9 protein-coding genes are annotated in these 13,302 nt (G+C 43.9%); 5 read left to right on the top strand and 4 right to left on the bottom strand.

The annotated features are described in order from the left end of the window. The first annotated feature begins 37 nt into the window (after positions 1-37). Complete coding sequence (locus AC59IL_RS05415) at positions 38-1,714, top strand: helix-hairpin-helix domain-containing protein (protein WP_496551075.1); 1,677 nt, start codon at positions 38-40, stop codon at positions 1,712-1,714. A gap of 98 nt (positions 1,715-1,812) precedes the next feature. Here the strand turns inward: AC59IL_RS05415 and AC59IL_RS05410 are convergent, their stop codons facing one another. Genes AC59IL_RS05410 through AC59IL_RS05400 form a run of 3 tightly spaced genes read right to left on the bottom strand, consistent with a single transcriptional unit; the run spans position 1,813 to position 7,568 of the window. Beyond that, the gene (locus AC59IL_RS05410; RefSeq protein WP_496551074.1) at positions 1,813-5,649 is read right to left on the bottom strand and encodes a sensor histidine kinase; all 3,837 of its coding nucleotides are present in this window, start codon (positions 5,647-5,649) and stop codon (positions 1,813-1,815) included. Next, on the bottom strand, positions 5,646-6,428 hold the full coding sequence (mazG, locus tag AC59IL_RS05405) for a nucleoside triphosphate pyrophosphohydrolase (protein WP_496551073.1): 783 nt from the start codon (positions 6,426-6,428) through the stop codon (positions 5,646-5,648). The genes AC59IL_RS05410 and mazG overlap by 4 nt, the downstream gene beginning before the upstream one ends. A 12-nt stretch (positions 6,429-6,440) precedes the next feature. Continuing rightward, entirely contained in the window at positions 6,441-7,568 is a 1,128-nt protein-coding gene (locus AC59IL_RS05400) for a DUF3667 domain-containing protein (protein ID WP_496551072.1), read from the bottom strand. Between the two features lie 121 nt (positions 7,569-7,689). On the opposite strand from AC59IL_RS05400, the gene AC59IL_RS05395 reads away from it, so the two are divergent. The 4 genes from AC59IL_RS05395 (at position 7,690) to AC59IL_RS05380 (ending at position 10,618) form a co-directional block, all read left to right on the top strand. Next, complete coding sequence (locus AC59IL_RS05395; RefSeq protein WP_496551071.1) at positions 7,690-8,526, top strand: RHS repeat domain-containing protein; 837 nt, start codon at positions 7,690-7,692, stop codon at positions 8,524-8,526. A 57-nt stretch (positions 8,527-8,583) separates the two neighbouring features. Further along, positions 8,584-9,186: a hypothetical protein gene (locus tag AC59IL_RS05390; RefSeq protein WP_496551070.1), complete on the top strand. Its 603-nt coding sequence runs from the start codon at positions 8,584-8,586 to the stop codon at positions 9,184-9,186. Between the two features lie 250 nt (positions 9,187-9,436). After that, positions 9,437-9,796, top strand: a complete 360-nt coding sequence (locus AC59IL_RS05385; protein ID WP_496551069.1) for a hypothetical protein — start codon at positions 9,437-9,439, stop codon at positions 9,794-9,796. A 24-nt stretch (positions 9,797-9,820) separates the two neighbouring features. Further along, positions 9,821-10,618 (top strand): CPBP family glutamic-type intramembrane protease, encoded by a 798-nt coding sequence (locus tag AC59IL_RS05380; RefSeq protein ID WP_496551068.1) that lies wholly within the window; start codon positions 9,821-9,823, stop codon positions 10,616-10,618. A gap of 79 nt (positions 10,619-10,697) precedes the next feature. Here AC59IL_RS05380 and AC59IL_RS05375 read toward each other — a convergent pair whose 3' ends face one another. Beyond that, on the bottom strand, positions 10,698-13,298 hold the full coding sequence (locus AC59IL_RS05375; protein ID WP_496551067.1) for a sodium:solute symporter family transporter: 2,601 nt from the start codon (positions 13,296-13,298) through the stop codon (positions 10,698-10,700). Between the last annotated feature and the right edge of the window lie 4 nt (positions 13,299-13,302).

The raw sequence follows: 13,302 nt of genomic DNA, 5'->3' as shown, positions 1-13,302 counted from the left end.
GGCATATAATTCATTAATCATTACAATTGCCATCAATATGGTCGACAACTACTTCATTGCTGAACAATTTTCGCTGCTGGCGAAGCTGATGGATATGCATGGCGAAAATTCGTTCAGGTCGAGAACTTATTCAGGCGCCGCCTTTGCCATTGAAAAAATAACACAGCCGCTGGCAGAGATACCCGAAAATAAACTGGTTTCAATAAAAGGAATCGGCGATTCGGTTGCCAAAAAGATTATTGAATTGCTGCAAACCGGCAAGCTGAGCACCCTCGAAGATTATATTTCCAAAACCCCGCCGGGTGTGCTGGAAATGATGAACATAAAAGGACTTGGTCCCAAAAAAATTGCTACCATCTGGAAAGAAATGGGCGTTGAGTCGGTGGGCGAACTATTATATGCCTGTAACGAGAACCGTTTGCTGCTGTACAAAGGCTTTGGCGCCAAAACGCAACAAAACGTGAAGGAAACCATTGAGTTTTACATGAAAAGCCAGGGCAGTCACCTGTATGCCGAAACAGAAAGCTACGCCGCCGTTATTGATGCCACTTTAAAAACGCAGTTTCCCAACCGGCAATTTGCACTAACCGGACAATTTAGGCGTCAATCTGAGATCATCGACCGGTTAGAATGGGTAACTACCGCTACCTCCACCGAACTGCTCGCATTTCTCGGCGCCAATAATTACACCACCTCAGAAACACTGGATGATATCATCAGCGTAATGGGACCCGAAAATGTTTTGCTGAAATTTTACAGCACTACCGATGCGGGCTTCTACCCTACCCTGTTTACCACCAGCGCCAGCGAAGAATTCATTACAGCCTGTCAGGCATTGCCGGGCTGGAACAACGCATTGAACAGCCAGTCGGAAGAAGCGATTTTTGAATCGCTTCAGTTACCCGTTATTCAACCGGCACTGCGCGAAAAAGCCGATGTAGTTACCTCCCCGAAAAATAAGGGTACGCTTATTCAGCCGGGTGATATCAAAGGCATCATTCACAGTCACAGCCAGTGGAGCGATGGGGTTAACACCGTTGAGGAAATGGCAAAAGCATGTATCACCCAGGGTTATGAATACCTCGTGATCAGCGACCACAGCAAAAGCGCCTTTTACGCCAACGGATTAACCGAAGAACGCATCAAAGAACAACATAAATACATTGATGAGCTGAACGATAAACTGGCGCCCTTTAAGATATTTAAAAGCATTGAATGTGATATTCTGAACGATGGCGAGCTCGATTATTCGAATAACGTACTGGGTACCTTCGATCTCGTGATCGCTTCGGTACACTCGAATTTAAAAATGACGGAAGAAAAAGCCATGATGCGGCTGCTGAACGCCATTCGAAATCCTTATACAACTATATTGGGCCATATGACCGGACGCTTATTACTCAGCCGTCCCGGTTACCCCGTTGATCATGTAACTATTATCGATGCCTGCGTTGAACACCAGGTGGTCATTGAACTGAATGCTCACCCCCGCCGCCTCGATATCGACTGGCGATGGATCGATTATGCGCTTGAAAAAGGCGTACTCATTTCCATCGACCCCGATGCGCATGCTGTTGAAGGATATGATGACTGCCGTTACGGGGTGCTGGCAGCGCAAAAAGGCGGACTCACAAAAGATCGAAACCTCAGCAGCTTTTCGTCGCAGGAGTTTGAGGAGTACTTGCAGAAACGTAAGGCCGCACGAGGCTTATAATTAAATATTGAATATCGAATGTTAAATGTCGAATGTTGAAGTAAAGTGCTCAACATTCGACATTTCGATATTTGAAATTCAACATTCAATATTCGATATTAATTTGCTCTCAACAACGGTATTTTCACATAAAACGTTGTTCCCGTTCCTTCCTTAGTCACAAACCATATTTCGCCTTTGGCCTGCTCAACAATACCCTTACTCATGGCCAGACCTAAACCCGTTCCCGATGTTTTGGTAGTGAAGTTGGGCGTGAATATGCGCGACTGCGTTTGCTCGGGAATGCCCTCGCCATTATCGGTTACACTTACGGTAATGTATTCATTGTTCAGTTGTTCATTCATGCGAATAATTCGCCGGTCGCGAATGGTGCAGGCTTCAACGGCATTTTGCAGCAAATTGGTGAACAAGCGGTTTAGTTGCGTACGGTCGGCAAACAACAATACTTTTTGCTCAACCGGGTTCCATTTAAAATCAAGATTGCCGCCGGCATTATATAGTGCAGCTAACGATTGCAGCATTTCGTGCAGATCAAATACTTCGTTTTTGGGGTTACCAATATTGGCGAATTGCGAAAAGTCACTGGCGATTTTTGATAAGTGATCTATCTGTTCTACCAGTGTTTTGGCAACATTGGTAGTAAGCGTTTTTACATCGGTTTGATTATTGTCGATGGCTTTTTGCAGGTATTGAATGCTCAGCTTCATGGGGGTAAGCGGGTTCTTGATCTCATGCGCTACCTGCCGGGCCATTTGTCGCCAGGCGCCCTCACGTTCACTTTTGGCCAACGTTTCGGCACTTTCTTCGAGTTTCTGCACCATCTTGTTATACTCCCTTACCAGTACCCCTATTTCATCATCGCGTTTCCAGTTAATGGCCTCATTCACCTTACGCAGGTTCACTTCGCGCATCTTTTGACTAATGATGGTAAACGACTGCGTAATGCGGTTGGTGATCACCAGCGCAATACCGCCCGCTATGAGAAATATAAATGCGATCAGGTTAATGACCGTTACCACAAAGTTCGAGATCTCCTGTTTCAATTCGGCCTGACTGCTGTACGATGGAATATTCAAAAAAGCAACGGCATGCCCGCGTTCGTTTCGAATGGGTGAATAAATACTCAGGTAATCGAGCTTTCCCACCTGTTCGTTGGTAACCGTTTGCACCTGCTGTAAATGATATAACCGGTAATGAGCCAGCGGGTTCATCTTGGTGCTTAACACCCCGCTGATATAAATATTCATATCCTGGTTAGATGTTACCCGTAAATCGCCCAGGGTATCATACAGGTTCACATCCATACCATGTACTTCACTTATTTCCTGTATCAGGTGCTCCATTTGTTCGTTGAACACCGGCTCATAAAATACCGTATCAGTAAACGAATGGCGCTGGTTGATATGCGTTTGCACCTGGTTCACCATGATCTGCATGGCGCGGGTGAGCCGGTCCTGGTTATTACGCTGGTACCGGTTTATGAAGAACAGAATGGTAGCCACACCGATCACAACGAACGACAACAAACTCACCATCAAAATGGTACTGTGTATCTGCGAACGGATGCTTAACTGCATGTACTGTTTCAATTCTGACCAATGGAAGCGACTGCGGATGATCAGCGAAGTGAACCGGTAAAATGCCAGCAGAAATAAAAAAGTACTGAACAGATAGGCAAACAAGGTAATAGCCTCTATGAAAGAATTTCTTTTGCGGGCTATGATCACCACTTTATCTGATGAAGGCCGGTACCACAATTCTTCGAATGAATTATTGCGGCGGCGTTCAAATTCATTTTGGGGTATGAGCCCCTCGGCCAGATGCGTTGGAAAGGCGTAATCGTTGTAATTCGATATCAGGTTGCGGTTGCTGTCGTAAATGGCGTATGAGTATACCGAAGAATACTGTTCGGGCAGCATTACGTTGTTTTGCCGGAACAACTCGGGTGTAAGCGCTTCATTCTTATTTCGCCGCGGATCGGCCAGCACAAATAAGGATCCCAGTTTTTGTTTCCCTTTGATTGCTTCGCGCCTGAAAATATAGGAGAACTTATCGAACGAACGTTCAAAGAAGCGCATGCCCGAAATAGCCGTTTTTTTACCCTGTATCTGCCATATGGTGTTCAGGGTATCAAACGAAGCCTGCTCACCATTGAACAGGGGATTATCGGTTGAATCGAACGTGAATATCCTGATATCATATTGCCGGTTCAGATCAACACTTCTTCGTACAATACTGTCTTTGAGATAAGCATTGCTTTGCCGCATGCTGAAGCGGCCCATATTCTGCACCACAAAATTACTATCGAGATAGGCAAGATTAACGCTCAGCAGGTGTTCACTCGTGGGGTCGGCCTGAAGGGCCAGTTTTTCGGCAAAACGTTTGCGCTCTTCCAGTTCAATTTTTCCATTTTCAAAAATGATCACAGCCGACATAGAGAACGAGAACACGAACAGCCAGAACAATACTTCCGACACATTCAGTCTGAAGTTAAGACCTGCAAAAATGCGCTGTTGCATCAGCCACATAAAAGCCAGCAGCCAGGGCAATACATACAGGTTCAGTTCAACGATGCTATTGTTGCCGGTGAATGTTAGTATGATCAATCCAACACCCGCGGCAATAATGAACATAAAATAGTTTCTATCGCCCACCATTTTCCCCGCCACGGTCAGCAATATCTGCGACATGAAAAAATAGGTAATCGCCAGCGTTGCCAGCACAAAAAAACCTACAAAACTATATGGTGTTGCAATTAAGCTGAAGAAGTTGGTAACGTTGAATGATATCTTGGCATCCGATACCATGGTTTGCAAAATGGTCGTAAACGTAAACGTTACAATCACCAGTGCACTTATGGATGCACCCAGCGCCAGCCAGTTTTTCCAGGGTTCGTTATAAGGGCGAATATCCGCTATATTTATGCGCCGGTTAATAAAAGTAATTACCCAGGTTAGCAACAGCGCATTAATGAGCAGGTCGCCCAGCGAGCTTAATACATAACTCGACCCGTAAATAGCAGGATCGAAGAGTTCAAACTGGCGAAGGGCCAAAATATCGGGAAAACCATAAACGATCAGTCGTATGGCCCCTACCACACCAGTCAGTAATCCAATGCCGTACCATATACCATATGTGCGGCCTACATAATCAGCCCCCTGGTGCAGGAACAGGAATAACAAAAAGAAACCGACTATCGTCAATGATATCACCCACACATTATGCGGCCGGCCATGCAGGGTGTTTTGTTGCAGGTAAAACAACACTTCGCCCGAAACACTTTTTACCGGGAAATCGGTTACCGTATTGGTAATATCAACCTGCCGCGTGGCTCCTTTGAAGCCAACAAATTCCTTTTGCAGATTTTCAGTTTCAACGTTATACTGCCACTTCCGCATTACCGGTATCAGCGCTTCTGCAATCAGGCGCCGGTCGTTACGCAGTAATAAAACCTTGAAATTATGAACATAAAGACCGTTTGATAACCGGTCGAGACGACTTTTCGCGGTGTCATCTGATATATACACACCATTCGATAACCGTTCCATTCGGCTCGCACTGTCTTCCGGTACGCGTTTAAGCGGAAGTATTTGTTGAGTATTCCAGAAAAGCAGGGCGGGCGGCACATCAAAAGCCGTTTCGGTTTCATCATAGATGTATAACCCATACCCTTTTTCTTTGTCGAGCAAATCCTGCAGCTCGCTTTCGGTATATCTTTGATCAACCAGCCGGCCCATTAAAGTAGTATCGCTGGTGACCTGTTGAAAATCTTTTTCTTTTTGCTGTATTCTTTCCTGAATGATACGGGCAAAATATCGTGGCGAGGTAACATCGGTTACATACCTGTTCAGGATCCAGGCAATAGTAAACAAACCAATGGCAGCCAATAATGTGTAGGTATGCCTGTTCAATAATTTTTGCTGCAACTGATTCAAGTATCGGGGTTTTGTTTTTTGATCGTATTCCAGATAGCATCCATCTCGTTCAGGGTCATATCCGTAAGCGATTTACCCTGTTGCAAAGCCTCCTGCTCCATCAGCGTAAATCGCTTTATAAATTTTTTGTTAGTCTTTTCGAGGGCGTTTTCAGCATCTATCTGCAAAAATCGTGCATAATTGATCAGTGAAAAAAGCAGGTCGCCAAATTCCTCTTCTATCCTGTGCTGCTTGTTTTCAGCTACAGCTTCGTGCAGTTCGCGACTTTCCTCTTCGACCTTATCCCAAACCTGCTCGCGATTATCCCATTCAAAACCAACCTGCTTTGCTTTTTCCTGCAGGCGGGTGGCTTTTACTACGGCAGGCAGTGAAACAGGCACGCCGCTGAGCACCGACTTCTTACCTTCTTTCAACTTCAGCTTTTCCCAGTTCTGTTTTACTTCTTCCTCGTCCTTTACCTGCACATCGCCATAAATATGCGGATGCCGGTGTATCAGTTTATCGCAGATGCCATTAATAGCTTCTTCGAGAGTAAATTGTTGTTGTTCAGCGCCTATTTTGGCATAAAATACAATATGCAGCAACAGGTCGCCGATCTCTTCCTTTATACCCTTCCAGTCTTTATCGGTAATGGCGTCGGTCAGTTCGTACATTTCTTCAATCGTCAGCGGCCGCAGGGTTTGCTCGGTTTGCTTTTTATCCCACGGACACTTTTCCCTTAAATCATCCATAATACCTACCAATCGCATAAAAGCTGCGGCCACCGGTTGTTGTTGCATAAACACAATTTGTTAAAGTTTGAACAAAATAACAGATAAGAATACCGTGAACAGGAATATAAGGGAAAAGAAAGCCAATATGTTCAATATGGTGAATTTTAAGAATGTTTTTCCCCCACCCTGGCCATAAAATTTACGCATGGCTTTGTAAGCATAATACATCCCATATAACAGCAGAATTGCTTCAAGTCCGTACAGCCAGCTCCATCCCAAAGCATCTTTTAGCTTTTGTACCCCAAACACCAGTAACAGATCGATGAAGGTAAAAATATAAAGGTAAATGAGAAAAAGGGCGTGGCTTACAAATAAAAATTGTTTGCGCCGCACGTAAAGTAGTTTTAAATACAGGGCATACAATGGTAATGAAACGAACAGCAGGTATGGGAAGCTATGAAAAAACCGCTCCATCAGCTCTTCTTCCAGCGTGTCGCCATTATCGCCATACCGGTTGCGTAATTCTATACCACGATGCTGCATGGTACGCTCGAACCAGCCGGCGCGTTCATCTTTGGGAAGGGTATGTTGAGCCGAATCATATTCCTTTATGCTGTTATATTTTATACCTTCTTGTACGTTTACATCAACCTTGTTCTTCTTTTTTTCTTTCTTCTTTTTCGAAGGGGCTTTTTTTTCGGGAACAGCAAGCGATTTCCTGGCTTCCTCAAATGCTTCTGCAACCTTTGCAGAATCGGCTTTATTCCCGGCTTTGGCCAGTGAATGTGCCCTTACAGTATCAAGCTTTATTATGGCTGAATCATTTCTTCCGGTTTCATTTTTTTGGGCCTCTTTCCTGTCATCCTCATCGTCGGAATTCCAGTTTTTAACGTTCACCAGCGAAAAGAAGATCAGAAAAAATACGGCAGAAGTAAAAACATACATTCTGATAGGATGCAGGTAACGGGCACGCCTGCCTTCGAGATACTCTTTGGGTAAAAAACCGGGGCGGGTTATCAGGTACCTCGAAGTACTGAAAAACTTACCGTCGAAATGGGTTATATCGTAAAAAAAATGGCTGATTAGCCCCCAAACCGTTTCTTTTGGCTCAATATTTTCCTGTCCGCATACATGACAAAACCTTCCAAACAGATCAGCATTACAATTCAGGCATTTTTTTTCGTGACGCTCTTTACTATGTGACAAATGGTAAAATTTCATTAAAAATAAGGAAAGAGGTTATTTTACAGAAAAATTCGAAGTTGCATTGTATTATTCGATCAAATTCTTCGTTTCTAAAGCGATAAAAAAAACAGCCGTTTTTAATATGAATAAAATCCTGGTATTTACCGTTTTTGTTTGTTTGCTTACTCATACAGCCCACAGTCAGCATTATTACAACGACCTTGTAATGACCAACGAAATCAATAAAAAGCGGGCTATTTATCAAACGAATAAGATCAAAGCTGTTCAAATGACCAGCTTCGATAACAACAACCAGCCCATTGAGGGATTTGGCGGTACCCAAAACATATCGAATAATTTTAGCATAATAACCACGGTTACCACTACCGACCTGAGTGGTAAAGACGAAACCACCCATCAGTTTAACGATAAAGGACAACTGACGCAAAGCATCGATACCAGCGACGGCAATAAAACCGTGATTCAGTATACCTACGATGCCAATAATCAGCTATCGGGCATTACCAGCTTGTCGTTTTCGCCCGGCGGTTATTCAACTTCTGAAAAACACCTGTGGTATTACGACAAAAACGGCAAGCCCGAAAGAATGCTGAAAATAAAGAACGGCACCGACACCGCCATCATAAATTTCAAACAGGATGAAAAAGGCAATGTGGCCGAAGAAAGAAGCGTGCATGCCGGCCAGGACCAGCCCGCCGTTTATTATTATTACGACGATAAAGGCCGCTTAACCGATGTGGTAAGATATAATACCCGCGCCAAAAGACTATTACCCGATTACCTGTTCGAATACGATGCCGATGGCCGCGTAGCCATGATGCTGGTTACCACCCAGGGCGGCGCCGATTACCAGAAATGGTATTACCGGTACGATGATAAGGGGCTGAAACAAAAAGATGAATGTTTTGCGAAGAATAAGATGATGATTGGGAAGGTGGAGTATAGTTATAAGTTCTAAGTTGTAAGTTTTAAGTTAAGAGTTATGAGAAGAGCAAAGTAATTTTTCAGACAAAAAATGTGGAGTTTTAACAGGTTAAAAGACGCTTCAAAAATTAAAGTTGTAGAAATACAATGGCAAGGTCCTTTTTCGTGGCCTGATTACGAAACCCCAAATAATTCTGACACAATTCCCGACATAGAAGGACTTTATCTGTTAACCTATAAATACAAGGATGGTTATTTGATTTATGCTGCTGGAATTACAAACTCTACTAAAAAGAGAATCAGAAGTCATACCCGTGAATACAGAAAAGGTAATTACACAGTATTAGACGTTAGTGCCGCAGTAAAAGGAGAACGACAGGAAATCTGGCACGGATGGAAATACGCAAAGACTCATCGTGAAGAATTTAACGAACGAAAAGAAGAAATCTTAGCAGCAATTGACGAACAGTTAAAATCTTTTAAAGTATTTGTGGCTCAGGTTACCGACAAAAGGATGAGAGAAAGGTTTGAAGCGGCAATAATGCTCAATATTTATTGCTGCAAAGAACCCTGGGCCGAATTAGCAGACAGAGGAATGTTCTTAAACGGACGATACAATGCTGAAATGCCTATAGAAACTAAGAACATAAGTAATTGCAAAATTTACGGACTACCGGATACATTAGAAATTTAGAGTACTAAGTATATTTAAACCCTGGCTTCCGTATGCGAGCTTTAAAATTAATACTGCTCTATTCCCTATTCCCGTTATCGCTTACTTTTTTTGCGACAAGGTTACACGCACAAAATTCAGGAAATGTTCAGACCAGACATGCTGAAAAGTAGCATTAATAAATCTTCCTTTTTTTTCATTTTAGTGATAGAGATCATTTTTTTACATTAACATAATTATTTCCTTTACAGCGTTATTATTTGTTACTTAAATGGCAAATTCAAAACAGCTGGCAGGCTTAATTGGTCCAACACTTATAGTACTTTCGATATCTGAAGCATTAAATTCTCACATCTGGTTAAAGGTTCCCGCCACACAAACATACCTGGCGGGCGCTTTATGGTTTGTAGCTGGTCTCACGATAATTCGCACACACAATATTTGGACGTTGGATTGGCCTGTACTTGTAACACTAATTGGATGGTTTGCATTTCTTGGAGGTTTGGGAAGAATGTTTTTTCCACAAACTGCACAGGAAGGCGGTCAAAATACTGTTATTGTATTGGCATTTCAAATAGCTCTTCTTGTGATTGGTATCATTTTGACTTTTGTTGCTTATATCCGTAAGTGATTCCTTATAAATTAAAAGTTAAATATGAAGGCATCAGGAAAAAGATCTTTAGTTAACTTTTTTTTGCTGCTATTTGGTTTATCCACTCCATGTTGGCTGCTGGGAGCAATTTATGATGTACAAATTTTCCCGGGATTTAAATTATTTCAGCTGCCACTTGCTATGCCAATGGTAGCCGCTCTGATTCTCATTTATAGAGAAACCGGAAAAATTGGGGTAATTGCACTTTTGAAAAGAACCTATGACTTTCGCAATTTTAAACCCAAAATTTGGTTTCTCCCAATACTAATTATATTTCCCAGCATCGGTTTTCTTAATTTTTTGATATTGCGCTTTTCGGGAACTTCCATTCCATCACCACACTTTTCGTTAGCCGTACTTCTCGGTTACAGCACCGTTTTCTTTATGACCTATGGAGAAGAACTGGGCCTGACCGGATACGCCATTGACCCGATGCAACAGCGTTATAGTGCTTTAAAATCAGGCATACTCCTTGGGTTAGTGTGGGCAGGCTATCATATTCCTGGTTTCATTATTAGTGGATATTATTCATTCGGGTGGATTTTCTGGCACGCCCTCTACACTGTAGCGTCCCGGGTTTTATTCGTCTGGATTTATAACAACGCGGGGAAAAGTTTGTTTTCGATGGCTTTGTCCCATTGGACATTTGGCTTGTTTTGGAGCCTATGGCCACAGGACAATTTACAGAGAGCTGTTCCTTTTTATGACCCACGCATCTGCGCCATTATAGCTATCTTCTATACTGTACTTGTTGCTTTCTTGTGGGGACCAAAGACATTAGCTAAATATAGATATGCTTAACCTGAATGGGGTGAATATGGTTTTCGGGTTATTAAACCCAAGCTGCTCAACGCTTTGTACAACGATCCTTCGACTACGCTCAGGATGCTTTAACCCTTCGACTTCGCTCAGGGCCTTTCCCCGGCCAAACCACACTGGCAACATACGCCACCACCACACAAATCAGCACGGCAGCGACGGGATATAAAAAGAAATTGATGATGCCGGCGGCTTGTATGAAATACAGACTGATGGCGCTTACGATAAAACCGGTAATGATGCCCCTGCTGTTGATGCGGGGGAAGAAGATGCCGGCCACAAACATGCCTGCCAAACAACCGCCAAACAAACCGATGATCTTAATATACTGGTCCCAGATAGAAGCGTTGCGCAGGTATACCATGTATACGGCAATCATACAACCTAATCCACCCAGCGCTACAGTTACCCATCGTGCAAAAACAAACCGCTGCCTGTCGGTGCTTGCAGGACGAACCGATTGATAAAAATCTGTAGTTACAACGGTGGCTATCGAGTTCATGCTGCTGCTGATGGTGCTCATGGTGGCGGCAAACAATCCGGCGATGACTAAGCCTGCCAGTCCACTGGGCAACTGGTTACTGATATACCAGGGAAATACATCGTCGATACGCCCGTGCGGATTTAAGTTAGCCGGGTTATGCCTGAAATATACCCACAATGCCGTACCCACGCTGAAGAAGATGAGCGAGGCTGGAATGACCAGTATGGCATTGGTATAAATTGATTTCTTTGCTTCCTGTTCAGTAGAAGTAGTAAGATACCGCTGCACCACTACCTGGTCAGATGAATACGTTACCAGCTGCGTTAAAAATCCACCCACAAACACCACCCACAACACCGGCTCGGTAATTGTTAAATCGGTTATGGCCATCCGAAATTTATCGTGCTGTGCAGCTTCGGTAAACAACTGACCAAATCCACCATCCAAAGAGTTGGCAATAAATATCAATGTAACAAAAGCACCACCCAGCAACACGCCTACCTGCATTACTTCGGTCCACACCACGGCTTCGATACCACCCGATACACTATACGCCGTTGTAATTAAACTGGTACCAATAATACATGTGAATATATTAATACCGGTTACTGCACTCAGCACCAGCGCCGGTAAATAAATAACAATGCCCAGCCGGCTTACCTGAAACACCACGAATGTTAAACTACCCAGCCATTTTACCTCGCGGTTGAATCGGATGTTGAGGTATTCGTAAACACTGGTGAGCTTTAGTTTGCGGAAGTATGGCAAATAAAAATAAACCACTATGGGCGCCACTGCAACGATCATAATATTATTGAGCAAATACACCCAATCTGTTGCGTACGATTTGGCGGGGATAGCAATAAAAGTAAGTGCACTTAGTTTTGAACCGAAAATACTCAATCCTGCTGCCCACCACGGAATTTTTCCGCCGCCCAAAAAGAAGCCGCTGGTAGTTCGCTGCATGTTGCGCGAAACAATAACGCTGATAGCGATCACTAATAAAAAATAAATGCCAACGATTATCCAGTCGAATAATCGAAAGCCACCGGGCGGCTGAACGGGCGCAGCCATCAGCACCCGATTGGTGCGGGTACCCGGCCGCACTTCGCCACCTGCAAATACAATATTACCATTCCATATAGTAGCCGTTGTGGTAACCGGCGCCCAGGTGCTTGCATTCGGATTGTTTTCGGCATCTGCTTTATTATCGGTACTGATATTTCCGATAGAAGTCCATGTATTGGTGATGGTATTGTACATCCACACGCTGTTTGAAAAGCCCGGATGTTTTTGTTGCAGCAAGGCATTCTGATCAAAGTATTTTCCATTATCGCCGCCGAACAGTAACAAATGCGATTGACCCGCAGTATAGGCAGGTCCCGGTGCAGCTGCAACCGGCTGGGGAAGATCGGCAATGCGGCTCCAGCCTTTACCGGGAATATATTTGTACGCATCCGTTAGATATTCACGACGGGCTGTGCTGTCGCCGGCATGCATGTTAAGATGCACACCGCTGAATAAATAAAAAGCGCCTTCCTGTGTTCCGGCCACCGGCAGCATGCGCGATGGTCCGGGCCATGGATCTAATATTTTCCACGCACGTTGCGAAGCGGGTTGCAGCAGATCGAGCTGCCAGAAATTATTTTCGGTTTGTGTTGCATTTGGTTCTTTTATGCCACCTGCGATGTATAGTTTGTCGCCTATGATCACACCACCTGCATTGGTTATGGGTGCAGGCAGCGCAGGCAGATTTTCAATGTTGATCTTTCCATTTACATATTGCAGCAGCATTACTTCGTTTACATGTTGGGTAGCATTACTACCACCTGCAATGATAACGCCATCACGCCAGGTAAGCGAAACAGCATATGCCAACGGATGTGGTAACCGGCCCGCTTCTTTCCATTGGCCATCGGGCTTTTCGAGCACAAAAATTTTATCGTACCAGGTTTTTATTCCACCATTCCACGGAGTACCATTTACAAAGTTTGAACCTCCCGCTACAATCAGTGAGCCGTTAGATATACCGGCTGCAACTCCTGCAAATCCAATCTGATCAGGAATAGCAGGCAACTGCGACCATTGCAGGTAAGGCTTTGGCTGATCTTCGCAAAAGCTGGTCAGCCAAAATAAAAGGCATAGGAAAAGGAATAATACATTGAGGCGTTTTTTCATGTGG

This window comes from Niastella sp. sgz303648 (assembly GCF_059587045.1).
The sequence above is the reverse complement of the archived record's forward strand: the minus strand, read 5'-3'. Positions and strand labels throughout refer to the sequence as shown.

Bases quoted from the DNA above. Each gene is read 5' to 3' on its own strand.
- AC59IL_RS05380 (WP_496551068.1), top strand. From the start codon at position 9,821: ATGAAGGCATCAGGAAAAAGATCTTTAGTTAACTTTTTTTTGCTGCTA.
- AC59IL_RS05415 (WP_496551075.1), top strand. From the start codon at position 38: ATGGTCGACAACTACTTCATTGCTGAACAATTTTCGCTGCTGGCGAAG.
- AC59IL_RS05390 (WP_496551070.1), top strand. From the start codon at position 8,584: ATGTGGAGTTTTAACAGGTTAAAAGACGCTTCAAAAATTAAAGTTGTA.
- AC59IL_RS05375 (WP_496551067.1), bottom strand. From the start codon at position 13,298: ATGAAAAAACGCCTCAATGTATTATTCCTTTTCCTATGCCTTTTATTT.
- AC59IL_RS05395 (WP_496551071.1), top strand. From the start codon at position 7,690: ATGAATAAAATCCTGGTATTTACCGTTTTTGTTTGTTTGCTTACTCAT.
- AC59IL_RS05385 (WP_496551069.1), top strand. From the start codon at position 9,437: ATGGCAAATTCAAAACAGCTGGCAGGCTTAATTGGTCCAACACTTATA.
- mazG (WP_496551073.1), bottom strand. From the start codon at position 6,428: ATGCAACAACAACCGGTGGCCGCAGCTTTTATGCGATTGGTAGGTATT.